Annotated in this window: 20 protein-coding genes; 15 read left to right on the forward strand and 5 right to left on the reverse strand. The window is 69.3% G+C overall.

Annotation, left to right across the window (positions count from 1 at the left end; translation table 11 throughout):
- Positions 1–100: 100 nt before the first annotated feature.
- From hpt to ACTWPP_RS13975, 8 genes are all read left to right on the forward strand, one after another.
- Entirely contained in the window at positions 101–664 is a 564-nt protein-coding gene (gene hpt, locus ACTWPP_RS13940) for a hypoxanthine phosphoribosyltransferase (protein ID WP_443104656.1), read from the forward strand.
- Between the two features lie 411 nt (positions 665–1,075).
- Positions 1,076–3,079 carry an ATP-dependent zinc metalloprotease FtsH gene (gene ftsH, locus ACTWPP_RS13945; RefSeq protein WP_443104657.1) on the forward strand — a complete coding sequence of 668 codons (2,004 nt, stop codon included), beginning with the start codon at positions 1,076–1,078 and terminating at the stop codon, positions 3,077–3,079.
- Positions 3,080–3,234: 155 nt separating this feature from the next.
- On the forward strand, positions 3,235–3,819 hold the full coding sequence (folE, locus tag ACTWPP_RS13950; RefSeq protein WP_443105103.1) for a GTP cyclohydrolase I FolE: 585 nt from the start codon (positions 3,235–3,237) through the stop codon (positions 3,817–3,819).
- 216 nt (positions 3,820–4,035) lie between these two features.
- Positions 4,036–4,959 (forward strand): dihydropteroate synthase, encoded by a 924-nt coding sequence (gene folP, locus ACTWPP_RS13955; protein WP_443104658.1) that lies wholly within the window; start codon positions 4,036–4,038, stop codon positions 4,957–4,959.
- Positions 4,956–5,393 (forward strand): nuclear transport factor 2 family protein, encoded by a 438-nt coding sequence (locus ACTWPP_RS13960; protein ID WP_131986004.1) that lies wholly within the window; start codon positions 4,956–4,958, stop codon positions 5,391–5,393. The genes folP and ACTWPP_RS13960 overlap by 4 nt, the downstream gene beginning before the upstream one ends.
- Entirely contained in the window at positions 5,390–5,755 is a 366-nt protein-coding gene (folB, locus tag ACTWPP_RS13965) for a dihydroneopterin aldolase (RefSeq protein ID WP_443104659.1), read from the forward strand. Before ACTWPP_RS13960 ends, folB begins: the two co-directional genes overlap by 4 nt.
- A complete protein-coding gene (gene folK, locus ACTWPP_RS13970; RefSeq protein ID WP_443104660.1) occupies positions 5,752–6,339 on the forward strand; it encodes a 2-amino-4-hydroxy-6-hydroxymethyldihydropteridine diphosphokinase in 588 nt (195 codons plus the stop codon). Before folB ends, folK begins: the two co-directional genes overlap by 4 nt.
- A complete protein-coding gene (locus tag ACTWPP_RS13975) occupies positions 6,336–6,845 on the forward strand; it encodes a DUF3180 domain-containing protein (protein WP_443104661.1) in 510 nt (169 codons plus the stop codon). Before folK ends, ACTWPP_RS13975 begins: the two co-directional genes overlap by 4 nt.
- Here the strand turns inward: ACTWPP_RS13975 and ACTWPP_RS13980 are convergent.
- The 3 genes from ACTWPP_RS13980 to ACTWPP_RS13990 all read right to left on the reverse strand — a co-directional run bounded on the left by ACTWPP_RS13980 (position 6,842) and on the right by ACTWPP_RS13990 (position 9,467).
- The gene (locus ACTWPP_RS13980; RefSeq protein ID WP_443104662.1) at positions 6,842–7,930 is read right to left on the reverse strand and encodes a hypothetical protein; all 1,089 of its coding nucleotides are present in this window, start codon (positions 7,928–7,930) and stop codon (positions 6,842–6,844) included. The genes ACTWPP_RS13975 and ACTWPP_RS13980 overlap by 4 nt on opposite strands.
- A gap of 8 nt (positions 7,931–7,938) precedes the next feature.
- Positions 7,939–8,214 carry a hypothetical protein gene (locus tag ACTWPP_RS13985; RefSeq protein ID WP_443104663.1) on the reverse strand — a complete coding sequence of 92 codons (276 nt, stop codon included), beginning with the start codon at positions 8,212–8,214 and terminating at the stop codon, positions 7,939–7,941.
- 104 nt (positions 8,215–8,318) lie between these two features.
- Positions 8,319–9,467 carry an NADH-quinone oxidoreductase subunit D gene (locus tag ACTWPP_RS13990; protein ID WP_443104664.1) on the reverse strand — a complete coding sequence of 383 codons (1,149 nt, stop codon included), beginning with the start codon at positions 9,465–9,467 and terminating at the stop codon, positions 8,319–8,321.
- A 376-nt stretch (positions 9,468–9,843) separates the two neighbouring features.
- Between ACTWPP_RS13990 and ACTWPP_RS13995 the strand changes: the two genes are divergently transcribed.
- A complete protein-coding gene (locus ACTWPP_RS13995; protein WP_443104665.1) occupies positions 9,844–10,224 on the forward strand; it encodes a PH domain-containing protein in 381 nt (126 codons plus the stop codon).
- Between the two features lie 236 nt (positions 10,225–10,460).
- Positions 10,461–11,735 carry a PH domain-containing protein gene (locus tag ACTWPP_RS14000; RefSeq protein ID WP_443104666.1) on the forward strand — a complete coding sequence of 425 codons (1,275 nt, stop codon included), beginning with the start codon at positions 10,461–10,463 and terminating at the stop codon, positions 11,733–11,735.
- Positions 11,736–11,739: 4 nt separating this feature from the next.
- Here ACTWPP_RS14000 and ACTWPP_RS14005 read toward each other — a convergent pair whose 3' ends face one another.
- Positions 11,740–12,303 carry a polysaccharide deacetylase family protein gene (locus ACTWPP_RS14005; protein ID WP_443104667.1) on the reverse strand — a complete coding sequence of 188 codons (564 nt, stop codon included), beginning with the start codon at positions 12,301–12,303 and terminating at the stop codon, positions 11,740–11,742.
- Between the two features lie 460 nt (positions 12,304–12,763).
- Here ACTWPP_RS14005 and ACTWPP_RS14010 point away from each other — a divergent pair, with 460 nt between their 5' ends.
- Positions 12,764–14,104, forward strand: coding sequence for an SGNH/GDSL hydrolase family protein (locus ACTWPP_RS14010; RefSeq protein WP_443104668.1), 1,341 nt, complete (start codon positions 12,764–12,766; stop codon positions 14,102–14,104).
- Between the two features lie 360 nt (positions 14,105–14,464).
- Complete coding sequence (locus ACTWPP_RS14015; RefSeq protein ID WP_443104669.1) at positions 14,465–15,673, forward strand: cytochrome P450; 1,209 nt, start codon at positions 14,465–14,467, stop codon at positions 15,671–15,673.
- 95 nt (positions 15,674–15,768) lie between these two features.
- On the opposite strand, the gene ACTWPP_RS14020 is transcribed toward ACTWPP_RS14015, so the two are convergent.
- The gene (locus tag ACTWPP_RS14020; protein WP_443104670.1) at positions 15,769–16,782 is read right to left on the reverse strand and encodes an SAM-dependent methyltransferase; all 1,014 of its coding nucleotides are present in this window, start codon (positions 16,780–16,782) and stop codon (positions 15,769–15,771) included.
- 200 nt (positions 16,783–16,982) lie between these two features.
- On the opposite strand from ACTWPP_RS14020, the gene ACTWPP_RS14025 reads away from it, so the two are divergent.
- The 3 genes from ACTWPP_RS14025 (at position 16,983) to ACTWPP_RS14035 (ending at position 19,374) form a co-directional block, all read left to right on the forward strand.
- Entirely contained in the window at positions 16,983–18,155 is a 1,173-nt protein-coding gene (locus ACTWPP_RS14025) for a sensor histidine kinase (protein ID WP_443104671.1), read from the forward strand.
- 51 nt (positions 18,156–18,206) lie between these two features.
- Complete coding sequence (locus ACTWPP_RS14030; protein ID WP_443104672.1) at positions 18,207–18,905, forward strand: response regulator; 699 nt, start codon at positions 18,207–18,209, stop codon at positions 18,903–18,905.
- 160 nt (positions 18,906–19,065) lie between these two features.
- On the forward strand, positions 19,066–19,374 hold the full coding sequence (locus tag ACTWPP_RS14035; RefSeq protein WP_443104673.1) for a chaplin family protein: 309 nt from the start codon (positions 19,066–19,068) through the stop codon (positions 19,372–19,374).
- The last annotated feature ends 78 nt before the right edge of the window (positions 19,375–19,452 follow it).

Consider the following 19,452-nt stretch of genomic DNA (forward strand, 5'->3'; position numbering starts at 1 on the left):
ACGAGCCGGCACATGACGTGTCCGCCGCGTGAACGGCGAACGTCGCGCGGTTGTGTCCGTCCCACCGGACGGGCGAGGTCTGAGCGATGAGGGTGGGGTTGTGGACGAGAAAGACCTGGGCATGGACCTGGCGAAGGTGCTGATCCCCGAGGCGGACCTTCAGGACAAGGTGCGGGAGCTCGCCGGGCAGATCGACGCCGACTACACGGGCAAGGATCTGCTGCTCGTCGGGGTCCTGAAGGGCGCCGTCATGATCATGGCGGACCTGGCGCGGGCGCTGCACACGCCCGCCTCGATGGACTGGATGGCCGTGTCGTCGTACGGCTCGGGGACGAAGTCGTCGGGGGTCGTGCGCATCCTCAAGGACCTCGACACTGACATCCTGGACCGGCACGTCCTGATCGTGGAGGACATCGTCGACTCGGGTCTGACCCTGTCGTGGCTGGTCAGCAACCTGCGGTCACGTGGGCCCGCGTCCCTGGAGATCTGCGCGCTGCTGCGCAAGCCAGAGGCGGTCAAGACCGACCTCGACGTGAGGTACATCGGGTTCGACATCCCCAACGAGTTCGTCATCGGCTACGGGCTCGACTACGCGGAGAAGTACCGGAACCTGCCGTTCGTCGGTACGCTCGCCCCCCACGTCTACGGTGGAGACGGCGCATAGCCTTGCGGATCGGTGCGTAGCCTTGCGGATCGGTGCGTCGCGTCGCTCGATCGGCGGGCATCCTCGCCCGATCGGGCCCCGCTGAGGGGCGCCGAGGGGCTTACGGGCGGCCCCCAGGGAACAAGGGACCGTGACGAATCGTTGCAAAGGTCGTTGACGGGTATATGGAAAGGATGCCAGGAGAACAGCGTCGGCTGCGTCTTCTGCATCCTGCGGTGTACCGTCGGTGTCCCGGACCCTCGGGTTGGGGAGCCATCAGGAGGGAAGCCGCTGCGGTGGGTCCGGAGCCCAGGGCGACGGACCTTCGCAAGTCGGATTGTTGGTCGCCCCGGCGTCCGTCCCCCGGGACGGGCGAGGATCGCACACAGACGTTGGTCAGGAGGGACGGGCCCCGGAGGGGTAACCGAATAAATGGACGTGAAGCGCTATTTTCGCGGGCCGCTGCTGTGGATCCTGCTGTTCGGCCTCTTGGTCGCCCTTGTGATGTGGGGCATCAACCCTGGCCCCTCATACGAGAAGGTCGACACCTCCAAGGTCGTCCAGGAGATCAACGCGGGACAGGTGAAGTCCGCCAAGATCATTGACAAGGACCAGCGGATCGAGCTGACGCTCACCAACGGTGACCATCAGCAGACATCGTGGGTCGACGGCCAGGGCCACCAGCTCCAGCAGGCATTGCAGAAGCAGGCCGACGCGGGCAAGCTGACCGGTGGCTACGACGTGGAGGTCCCCAAGCAGAGCTTCTTCCTGAACCTGCTGTTCAGCCTGCTGCCCATCGTCATCATCGTGTTGATCTTCCTGTTCATCATGAACCAGATGCAGGGCGGCGGCTCTCGGGTGATGAACTTCGGCAAGTCCAAGGCCAAACTCATCACCAAGGACACCCCGAAGACGACCTTCGCGGACGTGGCCGGGGCCGACGAGGCCCTGGAAGAGCTGGAAGAGATCAAGGACTTCCTGCAGAACCCGGCGAAGTTCCAATCCATCGGCGCCAAGATCCCCAAGGGTGTGCTGCTGTACGGCCCGCCCGGGACAGGCAAGACGCTGCTGGCCCGCGCGGTGGCCGGCGAGGCGGGGGTGCCGTTCTACTCGATCTCCGGCTCGGACTTCGTCGAGATGTTCGTCGGTGTCGGCGCGTCCCGCGTCCGCGACCTGTTCGAGCAGGCCAAGACGAACGCCCCCTCGATCATCTTCATCGACGAGATCGACGCCGTCGGCCGGCACCGCGGCGCGGGCCTCGGCGGCGGCCACGACGAGCGGGAGCAGACCCTCAACCAGCTGCTGGTCGAGATGGACGGCTTCGACGTCAAGGGCGGCGTGATCCTGATCGCGGCGACGAACCGTCCCGACATCCTCGACCCGGCGCTGCTGCGCCCCGGCCGGTTCGACCGCCAGGTCACCGTGGACCGCCCGGACCTGGAGGGCCGCAAGGGCATCCTGAAGGTGCACGGGCGCGGCAAGCCGTTCGGCCCGGACGTCGAGTTGGACATCATCGCGCGCCGCACCCCGGGCTTCACGGGCGCCGACCTGGCCAACGTGATCAACGAGGCGGCGCTGCTCACCGCGCGCTTCGACCGCAAGCTGATCGACATGGAAACCCTTGAGGAGTCCATCGACCGCGTCATGGCCGGGCCCGAACGCAAGACCCGCGTGATGTCGGAGAAGGAAAAGAAGATCATCGCCTATCACGAGGGCGGGCACGCTCTGGTGGCGCACGCGCTGCCGAACTCCGACCCCGTGCACAAGGTGACGATCCTGCCGCGCGGACGGGCCCTGGGCTACACCATGACCCTGCCGATGGAGGACAAGTTCCTCACCACGCGTTCGGAGATGAACGACCAGCTCGCCATGCTGCTCGGTGGGCGCACCGCGGAGGAACTCGTCTTCCACGAGCCGACGACCGGTGCGGCCAACGACATCGAGAAGGCCAGCGGGATCGCCCGCAACATGGTGACCGAGTACGGCATGAGCGAGCGTCTTGGAGCGCGCAAGTTCGGCTCTGGGCAGGGCGAGGTCTTCCTCGGCCGCGACATGGGGCACGAGCGTGACTACTCCGAGGACATAGCGTCCGCGATCGACGACGAGGTCCGCCGCTACATCGAGGCCGCCCACGACACCGCGTGGGAGATCCTCGTGGAGTACCGGGACGTCCTGGACGAGCTGGTCGTCAATCTGATGGAGAAGGAGACCCTGTCGAAGGACCAGGTGCTGGAGATCTTCGCGCCGATCGAGAAGCGGCCGCACCAGAACTCCTACACCGGCTACGGCAAGCGTCTCCCGTCCGACCGTCCGCCCATCCTCACGCGTAAGGAGCTGGCCCTTCTCGGCCCGCAGGACGTCACCGACCTGACCAAGGGCAACGGGCAGAGCGGCGTCCCTTCGGAGGCCGCCGACCCGGCCCAGGGCGAGAGCTGACCGCATTGGCTGATCCGCAAGACACAACGTCGGCGCATGGCGAGCCCGGGGATGGGACACCGTCCCCAGGCTCGTCGTCCGCCGCAAGGGGTCGGTGGACGGTGGACGAGGCCGCGCGGGACGCGGGGCGAGCGTTCGTCGAGGGCGAGGCGCAGATCCTGGACGAGCCGCCCGGGTTCGACCATGCGCGGATCGAGAAGGCGGTGCGCGAGATCCTGATCGGGATCGGGGAGGACCCCGACCGCGACGGGCTCCGCGAGACGCCGGCCAGGGTGGCGCGCGCGTACGCCGAGCAGTTCGCCGGCCTGCGGCAGACGCCGGAGGACGCGCTGACCACGGTGTTCGACGCCGACCATGAAGAGATGGTCTTGGTGAAGGACATCGAGGTGTACTCGGTCTGCGAGCATCACCTGGTGCCCTTCCACGGGGTGGCCCATGTGGGGTACACGCCCAACATGAAGGGCCAGATCACCGGTCTGTCCAAGCTGGCGCGGCTGGTGGACGTGTACGCGCGCCGACCGCAGGTTCAGGAGCGGCTGACAAGTCAGGTCGCCGATGCGCTGATGCGCGTGCTGGAGCCGCGGGGCGCGATCGTGGTGATCGAGGCCGAGCATCTGTGCATGACCATGCGCGGTGTGCGCAAGCCGGGCGCCAAGACGGTGACCTCGGCGGTGCGCGGCGACTTCCGTGATCATCCGGAGACGCGGTCCGAGGCGATGAGCTTGATTCTCGGCCGCTGACGACCGTCCGCCCGCTTCGGGGGCATCGAACGCCTGAACGGGCCTCAGCGTTGCGCTGAGGCCCGTTCTGCTGCTGCCGGACGGGGTATGCCGGGCTTGGTGAGGCCGGTGTGCCGGGCGGGACGTGACGTCGAGCCGGGCCCGGTGTGCCGGCGTGAAATGGGCGGCGGAGGCGTCGCTCCGGGGGGTTGAGATCAAGGCATAGGGTTGGGTGCCATGACCAGTGCCGTCGTTCCGGGGCTGCCCGCGCCAGGGCGTTGCCTCGTCATGGGCGTGGTCAACGTCACCCCCGATTCGTTCTCTGATGGCGGGGCCTGGTTCGACCCGGAGAAGGCCATCCGGCACGGGCTCGACCTCGTCGCGGAGGGCGCCGACATCGTGGACGTTGGCGGCGAGTCGACGCGCCCCGGTGCGCAGCGTGTTTCCGAGGACGAGGAACTGCGTCGCGTCGTGCCCGTCATAGAGGCCCTCATCGCGGAGAACGTGCCGGTCAGCATCGACACCATGCGCGCTGAGGTCGCCGAGGCCGCGCTCGATGTGGGCGCCCTGTTGGTGAACGACGTCAGTGGTGGCCTGGCCGACCCGGACATGCCGCGTGTGGTCGCCGCTGCGGGCGTCCCGTACGTGGTGATGCACTGGCGGGGCCACAGCCACGACATGCAAACGCGCGCCATCTACAAGGACGTGGTCCGTGAGGTGCGCGATGAGTTGCTGCACAGGGTCGACGCGGTACTGGGCGAAGGTGTCGACCCGTCCATGATCGTGCTCGACCCCGGGCTGGGGTTCGCGAAGAACCCCGAGGTGGGGCACAACTGGTCGCTGCTCGCCCATCTGGACGCGCTCACCGGCACCGGGTACCCCGTGCTGGTCGGCGCGTCCCGCAAGGGCTTCCTGACCAGGCTCCTCGCCGACCCCGACGGGGCGCCCCGGCCGTTCGGCGAATGCGACGACGCCACCGTGGCGGTCACATCGCTGGTCGCGGCCGCCGGTGCGTGGTGTGTGCGCGTCCACCGAGTACGTCCGAACGCGGACGCCGTGCGGGTGGCGGCCGCCATGCGCGCGGCACGTCCCGCGAGTGAAGAGAGTCCTGCACAAGCCGCGGCAGACGGTCGCGCCGACCACGGGAGTTCCCGCCTATGAGCCGTGCCGTGAACCGCGCCGACGTGGATGAGGTCCACGCCGAGTTCTACGCGGCGTTCGAGGCCGGTGACTTTGACCGCATGTCGGACGTATGGGCGGACGGCCCGTACGCGGACGGCGTCTCCTGCGTCCATCCCGGCTGGACGATGTTGCGCGGACGTGAGGAAGTGCTCCGTTCCTGGGCGCTCATCATGGCCAACACGACCTACATCCAGTTCGTGCTGACCGATGTCGAAACCGACGTGTACGGCGATCATGCCGTGGTGACGTGTAAGGAGAACGTTCTCACCGCCGACGAGGACACCGAGGCGGGTTTCCTCGCAGGAGGAAGCATCGTGGCCACGAACGTGTTCGTCCGGTCGGAAGGCGAGTGGCGGCTTCTGCTGCACCATGGTTCGCCCGTCCTCAACGTCGTTGATGCAGAGGAAGAATGAGTCTCGACCGCATCGAACTGCGCGGCCTGCGGGCGCGGGGCCGGCACGGATGCCTGCCCGCGGAGCGTGAGCTGGGGCAGGAGTTCGTGGTGGACGCCGTCCTCGGCCTTGACACCCGCCCGGCCGCGGCGGGGGACGACCTCTCGCGTACCGTCGACTACGGAACGCTCGCCGGCCGCCTGGTCGCCGTCGTCGAGGGGGAGCCCGTCAACCTCCTTGAAACGCTGGCCGACCGGCTGGCGACAATATGTCTGGAAGATGCGACGGTGTGTGAGGTCGAGATCACCGTCCACAAGCCGAGCGCCCCGGTGCCGCACCCCTTCACGGACGTTGCCGTGAAGATCAGGAGGAGTCGCCAATGACAGCGTCCGACCGCATGCCCGACCGCACCGCCACCGGCGGCCACATGCTGGTCCAGCACCGTGTCGTTTTCTCGGTCGGCAGCAATCTCGGAGACCGACTGGACAACATCCAGGAGGCGGTGGACGCGCTGTTCGACGCGCCAGGCCTGAACTTCGTGGCGTTCTCCCCGGTCTACGAGACGCCGCCGTACGCGCCGCCCGGTGAGACCATCCCCGACCAGGGGGACTTCCTCAACGTCGTGGTCGTGGCCGATACGAGGCTGCCACCGGAGAACCTGCTGGAACGGGTCCTGAACATCGAGACGTCGATGCGCCGGGAACGCGTGGTCCGCTGGGGGCCCCGCACGCTCGACATCGACATCGTCGTGTTCGGGGACGTCACGTCCGACGACCCCGATCTGACGCTCCCGCACCCCCGCGCGCACGAGCGCGCGTTCGTTCTCGTCCCCTGGGCCGACATCGAGCCGGACGTGCTGCTGCCCGGGCACGGCCGCGTCGGTGACCTCGCCCAGGCCAAACAGTCGGAGGGTGGTCCGTCGGCCGTTCGCCGCCGGGAGGACCTGGCTCTCCAGCAGCCTGCATGAAACCGTCCCGGCCGCTGTTCCTCATCGCGCTCGTGGCCGTCGTCGCGGTGATCACCTGGGCGGTGCTGCGTTCGGCCTACATGTCGCTGCCACCGCTGCCGTGGACCGCGGTGCCGACGCTGCTGCTGCTCGCCCTCGGGGAGGGGTTCACGGGCCTGAACGTGCTGCGCCGCCTCCGCCGCAAGCCCATGGAGGGGCGCCGGTCCGACCCGAACCGGAGACCGGCGCCCAAGCCGCTGGAGCCCATGGCGGTGGCGCGGCTGGCCGCCCTGGCCAAGGCCAGCGCGCACTCCGCCGCGGTCATCGCGGGTGTCTTCGCCGGGTTCGCCGCCAGCCTCGCCTCGTCGCTCGACAAGGCGACCCCCCGCCAGGACTTCTTCGTCAGCGGCGGCACGTTCCTCGCCGCGGTCGTCCTGGTGGGTGCCGCGTTCTTCCTGGAGTACGCGTGCCGCGTCCCCAAGGACCCGGGCGAGGAGGAACGCGACCGGGGTGCGTCCCGTGCCTAGGGCTTGAGCAGATAGGGGACGCTGGCGGTGAGGAAGCGGCGCGGGAACTCGTCCCGGAGGCGCCACAGGCCGGCGTCGATGACGAAGTGGGCCATCACAGCGCCGAGGTAGGCGCCGTAGAGCGCCCGCTCCCACAGAAGCGGCGAACCATGCATGTGGGATGCCTGGTCGAGCGCGATGCCGCCGAGCAGAGCGATGGCGGCCATGATGCAGAGTCCGGTCATTCCCGAACGGCCCCGCCTAGGCGCACCTGACACCAGGCCGACGATGAGCAGGTATTGGTAGCCGTGCGCGATCGTGAGCCCCGCGACCGCCGCGTACGGGGAGTCGAAGATGAAGACCGGGGCGAAGAACAGCAGCGAGATCAAGTAAATGGCCGTGAATGCGGCCGGACGCCCGTCTCGCCTTGCCAGCGCGTAGAGCCCTATGGCGACGCCTACGGCGAACACGACGAAAGCCACCGGGAACATGAATCTGAGCGGTGGGTCTATGCCGAGCTGGAGAAGTTCCGGGTGGACGAGGAGCGCCGCGATCCCGCCCGCCCCGGCCAGCATGATCGCCCGCCGTTCGAGCGGGTGGACCGAACCGGTCCGCTGCGCGACCCCGGCCAGCGCCGCCATCCCGAGGTTCTGCTTCTGGAAATGGAAGAACTGCCAGGCCAGGTAGGCCAGTAGCGCCCACTGCACCTGCTCGTACGGGACGATCGTCGCGGCGAGCGCGGTCCCGAGGACCAGCGCGGCCGGAGCGACCACATAACGGCCGCGGTGCGCGGCGGCGTGCGCGCGGATCTCCGGGAGCGTGAAGAACCAGCCGGTCGCGGCCACATGCACGGAAGAGCCGAGGAACAGCAGCGTGCCGAGCGCGCGGCCCGGCGGGTCCGAGCCGTCAGGTGCGAGCACGATCGCCCCTGCGAACGCGCCCGCCGACAGCAGGGCCGTGCCCAGCAGCCAGGTACGGCGCAACGTCCGGAAGGTCCGGACGGGTGCGGGACCGGGCCCCTGGACGACGGCCTGCAGCCCGTAGGAGGACGACGCGGCGGGCTCCACGGTGAGTGCCGCGTTCAGCCCCTCGCTTGGCTGGGTCACGGTGCCGGCTATCCGCCGCCGCAGAGGCCGGCGGCTCCGGCCGGGTTCGCGAGAGCCAGGAACAGGCCGCCGATGACGATGAGCCCGGCGAGCACGCCTAGCGGAACGACCACGGCCGGCCACAATCCCCGGCGTGCCTTGGGCTCTCCCCAGGACGCCCGGGTCTGACCCCAGTCGGTCCACTCCTGCTCTGACGAGACCCGCTGCTGGTCTGGCGGCGACCACTGCTGTTCTGGCGAGACGGTGTGCGCGGTGGGCGGCGGGCCCTCGGTCAACTGCGTCATCGGCGACTCCTCACGTCGTTTGCTCTGACGCGAACGGACAGCGGCCGGTTCGGAGGGATCGTTCGCCGACGCCGCACAGGCTCACCGCGCCTGTCGCCTGCCGGTCACTTGTCGATGTCGCCGACGACGAAGAACATCGAGCCCAGGATCGCGATCATGTCGGCGACCAGGTTGCCGGGCAGCAGTTCCGTCAGGACCTGGATGTTGTTGAACGACGCGGACCGCAGTTTCATCCGCCACGGGGTCTTCTCGCCGCGCGACACCAGGTAGTAGCCGTTGATGCCCAGCGGGTTCTCCGTCCAGGCATAGGTGTGGCCCTCCGGGACCTTCAGCACCTTCGGGAGCCGCTGGTTGATGGGGCCGGGCGGGAGTTCGGCCAGGCGGTCGAGGCAGGCGTCCGCGAGGTCGAGGGACGCGTGCGCCTGATCGAGCAGGCACTCGAACCGGGCGAGGCAGTCGCCCTCCGACCGGGTGACCACACGGACGTCGAGGTCGCCGTAGGCGAGGTACGGCTCGTCCCGGCGCAGGTCGAAATCGAGGCCGGACGCACGCGCGATGGGCCCCGACACCCCGTACTGCAAGATCTGCTCCTGCGTGAGCACGCCGACGCCCCTCGTCCGGGCACGGAAGATCTCGTTGCCCATGATGATGTCGTCGATGTCGCCCATGCGGGAACGGACCTCGGACACCGCCGTCCGCGCGCGCGCCGCCCAACCGGCGGGAAGCTCCTCCTTGAGCCCGCCGACCCGGTTGAACATGTAATGCATTCGTCCGCCGGAGACCTCCTCCATCACCCGCTGCAACGCCTCACGCTCACGGAACGCGTAGAAGACCGGCGTGATGGCACCCATTTCGAGTGGATACGAGCCGAGGAACATCAAATGGTTGAGGATCCGGTTGAGCTCGGCCAGCAGCGTCCTCGTCCATACGGCGCGGACCGGGACCTCCATGCCGAGCATCCGCTCGACGGCGAGGACGACGCCGAGCTCACTGGAGAACGCCGACAGCCAGTCATGCCGGTTCGCCAGGACGATGATCTGCCGGAAGTCGCGGACCTCGAAGAGCTTCTCCGCCCCCCGGTGCATGTAGCCGACGATGGGTTCGGCCGCCGATATCCGCTCGCCGTCCAAGGTCAGCTTCAGCCTGAGCACACCGTGCGTGGACGGGTGCTGAGGGCCGATGTTCAGAGTCATGTCCTCGGTGGCGAGCTCCTTGGCGCCCGCACCGATCCCGACAATCCGTTCGGTGGTCATGGTCGCGCCTCCGCCGCTCCGATCACCGCTTCATGGTCCCATGGCGAGCGGTACTCGTTATCCGGTTGACTAGGGGGCAATGAACGCGAGCCACGGCGAACCGCCTTACGAGCCCGCCGCGAACCCTGGACAGCAGGGAGCGGCGCACCCGCCCGCGCCGCCGGGCCCGGGTCATGGCGGTCAACCGCCAGGCCAGCCTGGTCAAGGACAGGTACCGGAACACTACCCGCCGCACCAGCAGCCGTCCGGACCACCCACCTACCAGGCCGACCAGGCGTTCGCGCCCGGCGGCGGCCTGCACTGGTCGCCCATATCCAAACGCCATGCCTTGCACCGGCTTCTCACCGCCGTCCTGTGGGCCATTCCAGTCGGAGGCGTGGGCGCGTTCATCGTGTGGGGGAACGGCGGCCTGATACCCGCCGTCATGTGGATCGCCGCCGTTCTGCTGGGGGCCGTGCTCACGTGGCTGGTGGCCGAACTCGACCGCCGGGCATACGGCTACGTCGAGCGTGCGGACGACCTCATCGTCACCCACGGAGTGTTCGTCAAGCGTCTCATCGTCGTCCCATACGGGCGGATGCAGTTCGTGGACGTCACAGCGGGGCTTCTGGAGCGGTGGATGGGTATCGCCACCGTCCGGATGCACACCGCCGCAGCGGCAACGGACGCGACCATCCCGGGCCTGCCGACCTCTGAGGCCGCCCTGCTGCGCGACCGCCTCGCCCAGAAGGGCGAGGAACGGAGCATGGGACTATGAGCGGCCCTTACGGCCCATACGGACCTCCTGGACCGCAGGGTCCGTACGGGCCGCATGGCCCCCAGGGCCGTCCGGGACCGCCTTATGGGCCGCGCCCTCCCTACGGCCCACCGCCCGGACCGCCTCCTGGCCCGCCCTACGGCCCGCCTCGTCCGCCGTACGGCTACGGCCCCCAGCCGGGCCACCGCCCGCCCATCCGGTTCTCCGAGGGCACGCACAGGCTTCACTGGGCGACGGTGCCCCTACGCGCGTTCATCTTCCTCATCATCTACTTCGTCCTGCTCGGCTTCCCTCTTCTGCTGACGCAGACGGACGACGGCATCATCCTGGCGCTCACCCCAGAGGTCCTCGCAAGATTCTTTATCGTGACCGTCCCCATGGGGCTGATCGCTGTGGGGACCGGTGTCTGGACGTGGCTGGCATTGCGCTTCCGTGTCGACGGCGACGACCTCGTCGTTGAGACCGGTCTGCTCCGCAAGAACAAGCGCCGGATCCCGCTTTCGCGCATCCAGGCCATCGACCTTGTCCGTCCCCTGGTGACGCGGGTGTTCGCCCTTGCCGAAGTGCGGGTCGAACTGGCCGGCGGTGAGCACAGCGAGATCGCCCTCCGCTACCTGGGACGGCACTCCGCCCAGCAGTTGCGCGCGGAACTCCTCGCCCGCGCCGCCGGGCTGCCCGGGCACACGCCCGAGGCACCGGAAAGGCACCTGTGGCGGGTCCCGTTCGGCGTCCTGCTGGCGTCCCTGCTTCTCCGGCTGCCCGTCCTCGGCACGGTCCTGCTCTTCCTCGCGTCGCTGATGTTCCTCGTGATGTACGCGGAGGGCGGCATCCTGGCCGTCACGCTCCCCGTCCTGCTCGGGCTCATCCGGGCGGTGATCGCGCCGCTGGTGATGTACGCCAACTTCACAATCGCGATGTCACCGGACGGTATCCGCCTCCGCTACGGCCTCCTGGAAACCAGGATGCAGACGCTCCCTCCCGGCCGCGTCCAGGCCATCAGCATCGTCGAACCGGCGATCTGGCGCAGCCTCGGCTGGGCCCGCGTCGAGGTCACCGTCGCCGGTTACGCGGGCGAGCGGCAGGCCCTGTCCTCGACGCTGCTGCCCGTCGCGCCCCGGCACGTCGCCATGCATCTCGTCTCACAGGTGTTCCCCGGCACGCACGTCGACGCCGTCTCGCTCCTGCCCGCGTCCTCCAAGGCCGTGGCGATCGACCATGCGGACGGCGCCGGCACCGACGACGTCGTCTTCGTGACCCGGCACGGCTGGCCGTGCCGCCGCACCGACGTCATCGCCCACGCCCGCGCGCAATCGGTCCGACTCACCGTGAACCCGTTCCAGCGCGTCCTCGGCCTGGCCACCGTGCACGTCGACGCGCCCCCGGGGCCCGTCCAGGTCTCCGCCGCCGACCGCGAACTGGGCGAGGCCCGAGCGATCGTCGAATCGACCGCCCGCCGGGCCTTGGCCGCCCGGCGTGCCGACGGCGGCGACCCCACCCGCTGGGCCCGCTGACGACTTATCCACAGGATCGCGTTCCACTTCTCCGTCCACCCGGAACCCCCGAACATGGAACCCGGCCGGCCAGCTCAGGGGGTGGGTCGGCACCACGACCTACCGGGGTGACCTGGCTCCCCATCCCCGGCTGGAGCGTGCGCGCGGCGGCCACGATGTCGTCGGTGGTCGCTCCAGCCCAGTCCCGGGAGTCGACCGTCCACAGCACTTCAAGCAGGTCCAGGCGCGCTTCGTCGGCCCTGACCTGGTCACTGGTCTCCCCGTAGGGCGGCCGGAACAGTGAAGGCCGCTCCCCGGTGATCCGGTGCAAGGTCTGCTGGGTGCCGAGGATCTCCTGGAACGCGGCGTCGCCGATCTCGGGGAGGTGAGGATGAGTGTCGGTGTGGTTGCCGATCCACATCCCGGCTCGCTGCTGCGCACGGACGAGTCCGGGGTTGGCTTCGGAATGCTTTCCCTGGTTGAAGAAGGTGGCCCTGGCGCCGGCGGCCCGCAGCCTGTCCAGTAGAGCCGGCAGCGTCGCGGGCGTCGGTCCATCATCGAAAGTGAGCGCAACGTACCCGTTCGGCAAGTGTTCTCGGACCAGAACAGGCCGTACTCCTCAGACTTCGCGTCCATCACAACTCCCGCGCGGCGAACAAAAGAACTCGCTCGATACGGGCGGTCAGGATCGAGCGAAATATTTCGAAAGAGTATCGGATTCTGGCCCGTAACGTACGCGGCCCGGGACGTGTGGTCAATGGTTCCGAGTTCCATGCAAGTCTGGGACTTGGCGCATCCGGCTGTGATCTCGTTGTTTCGGTGCGTGTCCGAGAATCGGTTCTTGACGGACTGATCACGGCGACGTACGTTCTTCGGGAATTCGAAAATCTTCGAAAGATTTCGAAGCCCCCGCCCTCGTTCGCAGAGTCGATCGGAGACCTGTGGTGAGACGCCTCCTTCTCAGATCATTGCCGGTACCGCCGCACATCCAGGCCAGGCGACGGACGCTGAAAGCCGGTGCGTCCGTCCTACGGGGTTGCGAGATGCCGATGCGCGGCAGGGTGGCCGCCGTTGTGATGCTCGCGCTGGCCCTCGTCGCGGCATCGTTCCCGATCACTGTGAGGGGCGCGGAGGGCGCGCCCCGCGCGGCCGACGGCCGGGCCGCGCCGAAGATTCATGGCCACTGGGTCGACAGCTGGGTGTCAATGCCGCAGCTGACCGAGCCCCACAACATGCCGCCGCCGCCGTTCACGCAGGACGACGTGGTCCTCGACGACGCCACGTTGCGTCAGACCATCCGCGTCTCCGTCGGCGGACGCAACATGCGGCTGCGGTTCTCCAACGCGTTCGGCGGCGCGGAATTGCCCATCACCAAGGTCTCGGTGGCGCTGCCGGACGGCGGGCAGGCGGGCGTCGGCTCGATCCAGCCGGGCACGTCCCGTCCGGTGACCTTCAACGGGAAGCCGTCGGTGGTCATCCCCGTCGGTGCGCAGATGGTCTCCGACCCGCTGAGGTTCCCGGTGGCGCCCCGGTCCATCCTGACCGTGACGCTCTACCTGGCGGACGGCCAGGCCTCCACCGACATCACCTCCCATCCGGGGTCCAGAACCACCTCTTACCTGGTGGCGGGTGACCACGTCGGGGATACCGATCTGCCCGGGGCGACCGGCACCGACCACTGGTACTTCCTCAGCGGTGTCGAGATGTGGGCCGGGCCGTCGACGGCGGCGGCCGTCATGCTGGGCGACTCGCTCACGGACGGGCGGGGCTCGACGACCAACAAGAACGACCGCTGGCCGGATCAGTTGCTGGACCGGCTGCAGTCCCATCCGGGCACGTCCGACATCGCCGTCGCGAACCAGGCGGCCGGCGGCAACCGGGTCCTCCATGACGGGCTGGGCCCCAACGTGCTCGCGCGGCTGGATCGCGATGTGCTGGCCCAGAGCGGCGTCCAATGGCTGGTCGTCTTCGAGGGCGTCAACGACATCGGCACCGCCGAAGCCGCCCCGGGGGCTCAGAAGCAGGTCGCCGACAGACTGATCGCGGCCTACGAACAGATCATCGTCCGCGCCCATGCGCAGGGCATCCGCGTGTACGGCGCGACGCTCACCCCGTTCGGCGGCAACACCATGTACGACGACGAGAACGGCTACCGCGAGGAGGCCCGCCAGACTGTCAACAGGTGGATCCGCACGAGCCGCCGCTTCGACGCGGTCATCGACTTCGATCGGGCGGCACGTGATCCGGCCGATCCGCGCCGTCTGCGCCCGGCGTTCGATGACGGCGATCACCTGCATCTGAACCCCGCCGGCTACAAGGCCCTCGCCGACGCCGTCCCGGCCCGCCTCTTCCGGCACAGGCCGCTGCCGCCGACCTTCGGCTTCGAGTGAGGCTCTCCGGGTGAAACGATCGGCGGACGTGACGCGGCAGGTCACGGACCGGTGATCGCGATATGAGCAAGGGCGCCGGCCGCCGTGGATCGGGTCGGCCGAGTTGTGGGAGCAAATCGAGCCGTGAGTGTCGGCGGCCGGCGCCCGACCACCATCCGCTCCCCGATCCAGCGCAAGCCGGACGCGATGCACGCTCTACGCGACCCGCGCCCGATGAACATCCCTTACCTTGTGGGAACGGGACCCGTTGGCGACGTGTCCGCGACCGGCTCCAGGTTCGTGGTGTCCGCCGCCTCGGTGGGGGCGTGTCGCGGGTCGTTGGCGCTCCGGATAAGTCCGGGATGCGAATATCGTCGGAACATGAGCGATTTGGCGTATGACCCCTGGACCCCCGAGTTCGTCGCGGACCCGTACCCCGTGTTCGAGCGGCTCCGCGCCGAGAGTCCGGTGTTCTTCCACGAGGCCACCGGCCAGTGGGTGATCAGCCGGTACGAGGACGTCGACGCACTGCTGCGGGACCGGCGGCTCGGACGGTCGTATCTCCACATCGCGGGCCACGAGGAGTTCGGGCAGCGGCCGGAGGCCGACTTCCTGAAGCCGTTCTGGGACCTCATCCGCGCCGGGATGCTGGACGTGGAGCCGCCCACGCACACGCGGCTGCGGCGCCTGGTGTCCAAGGCGTTCACCGCACGGATGGTGGAGGGCCTGCGCCCGACGATCAGGCGGCTCGCCGGTGAGCTGGCCGCGGCCCTGGCGGACACGGGCGGCGGCGACCTGCTCGCCGAGGTCGCCGAGCCGCTGCCGGTGAACGTCATCGCCGAGATGCTCGGCATCCCCGTCCAGGACCGGCATCTCCTGCGCCCGTGGTCGGCCGACATCTGCGGGATGTACGAGCTGAACCCGCCGGAGGAGGCGCAGCGCACGGCCGTCCGCGCCGCCGTGGAGTTCTCCGACTACCTGCGCGACCTGGCGCGTGCCCGGCGGGACGAGCCGCGCGACGACCTCATCACCGCGCTCGCGCAGGTCGTGGACGAGGGCGACCGGCTCACCGAGGACGAGCTGATCGGCACCTGCGTCCTGCTGCTCAACGCCGGCCACGAGGCCACGGTCAACGCGACCGGCAACGGCTGGTGGTCGCTGTTCCGCAACCCGGGCGAGCTGGAACGCCTCCGCGCCGACCCGTCGCTCGTCCCCACGGCCGTCGAGGAACTGCTGCGCTACGACACTCCGGCACCCATGTTCGAGCGCTGGGTCCTGCAGGACATCACGGTCGCCGGTGTCGACATTCCCCGTGGCGCCGAGGTGGCGCTGCAGTTCGCGTCCGCCAACCGTGACCCGGAGGTGTTCGCCGACCCCGGCCGGCTCGACCTGTCCCGCGACCCGAACCCGCACATCACGTTCGGCCTCGGCATCCACTACTGCCTGGGCGCCCCGCTCGCCCGTATCGAGCTCGCCGAGTCCTTCGGCGCGCTCCTCCGGCTGGCCCCCGATCTCCGGCTGTCCGCCGAGCCGAAGTGGAAGCCCGGCTACGTCCTGCGCGGCTTGCAGTCCCTTCCCGTAGAACGCTGAACCCGCCGGACGCGAGGCGGCGTGAGGTGCGGTCGCGAAGTGTGCGCTGGAGCGCCGCCCGCGCTGGAGGGGTGGGTGCGGGGGACCCGGTGGGGTCAGGTGGTGAGGGGGGTGGGCATTGGGATGCCGACAGTTTGGGCGAGCCAGCCGAAACCGCCCAGGCCGGACGGGTCGGTGAGTTCGGCGTCCTCGCCGGCGTGGCAGAGGGCGGCGACGTAGGCGCGGGGGTCGCGGTGGGCCAGGTCCAGTGGCGGGCGGGTTCCGGAGAGCCCGAGGCCGCGCAGGGCGTCGCGCTGGGTGGTCAGGAGGCTGGACGTGGCGCCGGCGCGTTCACCGGCGGTGGTGCACGCGTCGAGCGCGACGTGGGCGGTGACGTCGCAGGATCCGTCCGGGACGGCGGGGACGGTGGAGCCGTCGCGGTAGCCGGTCAGTGTTCCGTACACGGGGCGGGACTCGCGGGAGTGCGAGTAGTCGACGGCGAGCGCGAGGCCCCGGGAGAGCCGTGCGACCACCGAGGCCCAGGCGGCGCAGCGGGGGTGGCCGATCTCGGCGCGGTCGCCGGGTTCGTGGAGCGGCCACCAGCGCTCCAGCCAGTCGCGGTCCTCGTCGGACGGGGAGGGGCCGGGACGTTCGGTTCCGGTGGACGGGTCGACGAGGACGGTCCGGACACCGTCCGGGGTGCGTTCGACGACGTCCAAGGGCACGTTGTCGAGCCATTCGTTCGCCACGGCGAGGCCGGTGATGCGGCTGGGCAGGTCCGGACGCCAGATGATGCGGGACGGCGTCTCGGCGGGGCGGGGTGCGATCTCCACGGCCGTCGGGACGAGCCGGGGCGCCAGGTCGGGCGGCGCGCAGGCCAAAATGTTGCTCACAAGGTGCCCGGACCCGGCGCCGATGTCGACGACGTCCAGCCGCTCGGGGCGGCCGAGGAGGGCGTCGACCTCGACGAGCAGGCGGGTGATGGCGGCGGCGAAGCGCGGTGAGGCGTGCACCGAGGTGCGGAAGTGCTCGGCGGGACGTTCGCCGCGCCGGTAGAAGCCGTCATCCCCGTACAGCGCCCGGTCCATCGCGGTGCGCCATGTCAGCCATTCGGAAACCAACGCCGCCACGACTGTGACGTTACCGTGAGCGGAGGCCTCCGCCGCCCGCATCTTTGCGGTATCCGTTGGAGTGCCCTTGTGGTATGCCCGGAGCCGTCCGTGCGGGTGGCCGGGGGTTCTCGCGGGGCCCGCCGGGCCATCCTTGCGGCGGACGCGGGTCCGACCTGCGGCTGATCCCGTTCTGACCTGCATGTCCGTACCCTGGCGGCATGGTGGCGAGCGCATGGGATTGGCTGCGGTGTAAGAAGCCGCTGGTCGACGCGTTCTTCGTGCTGCCGATCCTGGTCTTCTCCCTGCCTTCGCTGCTGGGAAGCTCCTACGGGATCGACAAGGGGTGGTACGTACTCCTGACGGCCGGGCTGGTCGGCCCTCTCGTCCTGCGCCGGACGTTCCCGCGTGCGGTGTTCGCAACGGTCGCGCTGGTCTCGGGTGTCCAGTGCGTGCTGGGCGTGGTCCCCGTGCAGGCGAACTCCGCCGTCCTGATGGGGCTCTACACGGTCACGGCGGGTTACTCGTTGCGCTGGGGGCTGGCGGCGATGCTGGTCACCGAGGTCGGCGCGGTCATGGCGACGTTCCGCTACCCGTCCGGCGCCGACGACATGAAGAACACGTTCGCCATGCTGACGGTGGTGGTGGCGGGCGTGTGGCTTCTCGGCCTGCACATGCGGACGCGCCGCGCCTACCTGCGTTCGGTGGAGGAACGCGCCGAACGGCTGGAGCGCGAACGCGACAACGAGGTCAAGGTGGCCATGGCTGCCGAACGCGCGCGTATCGCCCGCGAGCTGCATGATGTCGTGGCCCACAACGTCAGCGTCATCGTGGTGCAGGCGGACGGCGCGTCCTACGCGATCGACACCGATGTGGGGCGGGCCAGGCAGGCGCTCGACACGATCTCCTCGACGGGACGGCTGGCGCTGGCGGAGATGCGGCGGCTGCTCGGCGTCCTGCGGGAGCACGACGACGCGGGGGCGTTCGCGCCGCAGCCGGGGGTGGCGGAGCTGGACGATCTGATCGAGCAGGTCCGCGCGTCCGGGCTGGCGGTGACGTTCGAGATGGACGGGACGCCGCCGGCCATGTCGGAGGGGCGCCAGCTCACGATCTACCGGATCGTGCAGGAGGCGCTGACCAATACGCTCAAGCACGGAGGGCCGCGCGTGGCGGTGGCGGTCCGGCTGCGGTACGCGGAGGACGCCCTGGAGATCCGGGTGGACGACGACGGCCGAGGCGCGGCCGCCCCCGACGACGGGCGGGGCCACGGCCTCGCCGGAATGCGGGAGCGGGTCGCCGTGTACGGGGGCGACTTGTGCGCGGCGCCGCGTCCCGGCGGCGGGTTCGAGGTGGTCGCGCGGATCCCCGTGCGTGAGGAAGTGGGTGCGTCATGACGGAGCGGAGCGGGGGCGTGAACGCCGGTGCGTCCCGCGTTGGGAGTGCGCGTGACGGAGGCTGAGGAGGAGGCGGCGCCGATCCGGGTGGTGCTGGTCGACGATCAGGAGCTGGTGCGGGCGGGGTTCACGATGGTGCTGGACGCGCAGCCCGACATCGAGGTCGTCGGTGAGGCGGGGGACGGCGCGCAGGCCCTCGAACTGCTGCGGAGCACGCGGGCGGACGTCGTCCTCATGGATGTGCGGATGCCGCGGATGGACGGGATCGAGGCGACCCGCCGGGTGGTGGCGGGGGCGGGGCCGAAGGTGGTCATCCTGACCACGTTCGACCTGGACGAGTACGCGTTCGCGGCGATCAAGGCGGGGGCGGGCGGGTTCCTGTTGAAGGACGCGGGTCCGGCGCAGCTGATCGAGGCGATCAAGGCGGTGCATTCGGGGGACGCGGTGGTGGCGCCGAGCACGACGAAACGGCTGCTGGACCGGTTCGCGGTGCATCTGCCGGACGCGGAGCAGCGGGCGGGCGGGGCGCTGGAGAGCCTGACCGAGCGGGAGGGCGAGGTGCTGCGGCTCGTCGCGCGGGGATTGTCGAACGCGGAGATCGCAGGGCGGTTGTATGTCTCGGAAGCGACCGTTAAGACGCACATGGGGCGGATTCTGATGAAGCTGGGTCTTCGGGATCGGGTCCAGGCCGTCGTGTTCGCCTATGAGACAGGTCTGGTTAAAAGCGGCCAAAGGGGCGACTCACCGTAACGACTTGATTACTCTATGGTGACTTCTTGCCGTCACCATGGGGTGCGCTGTTGATCTACCTGAGAGTAGCTGGGTAACTACCGTACGCGACGCCGTCTTAGTGGGCGACGTCGGCAATTGTCAGATCGGGCCTGCTAAGCCCATGTACGGGAGGACTCTCGTGATCAAGAAGCTTGCCGCGACCGGCGTTCTCGGCTTCGCCGTCGCCGCCTCGGCCCTGGTTGCCGCCCCCGCTCACGCCGCCACCTACGGAGGCCACGGCGGCCACGGCGGCCACGGAGGCCACGGAGGCGACAACGGCTGGTTCTCGGACAACAAGACCAGCGGTGACCACTCGATCCTGGGCGGGAACCAGATCTTCGTGCCCATCTCGATCCCGGTGAACGTCTGCGGCAACGCCGTCGCCGCCATTGCGGCCAGTGCGAGCGCGCAGTGCAAGGGCGGCGCGTCCGTCAAATACGGGGACTGACAGACACGGACGGGCATCCGTCCATCGCCTAAGCGCCGGAAACCCGGGAGGGTCTCCGGCGCTTTCGCGATGCCCGTC

The sequence above is a fragment of the Actinomadura sp. 3N407 genome (assembly GCF_052245875.1).
Classification (GTDB): domain Bacteria; phylum Actinomycetota; class Actinomycetes; order Streptosporangiales; family Streptosporangiaceae; genus Spirillospora.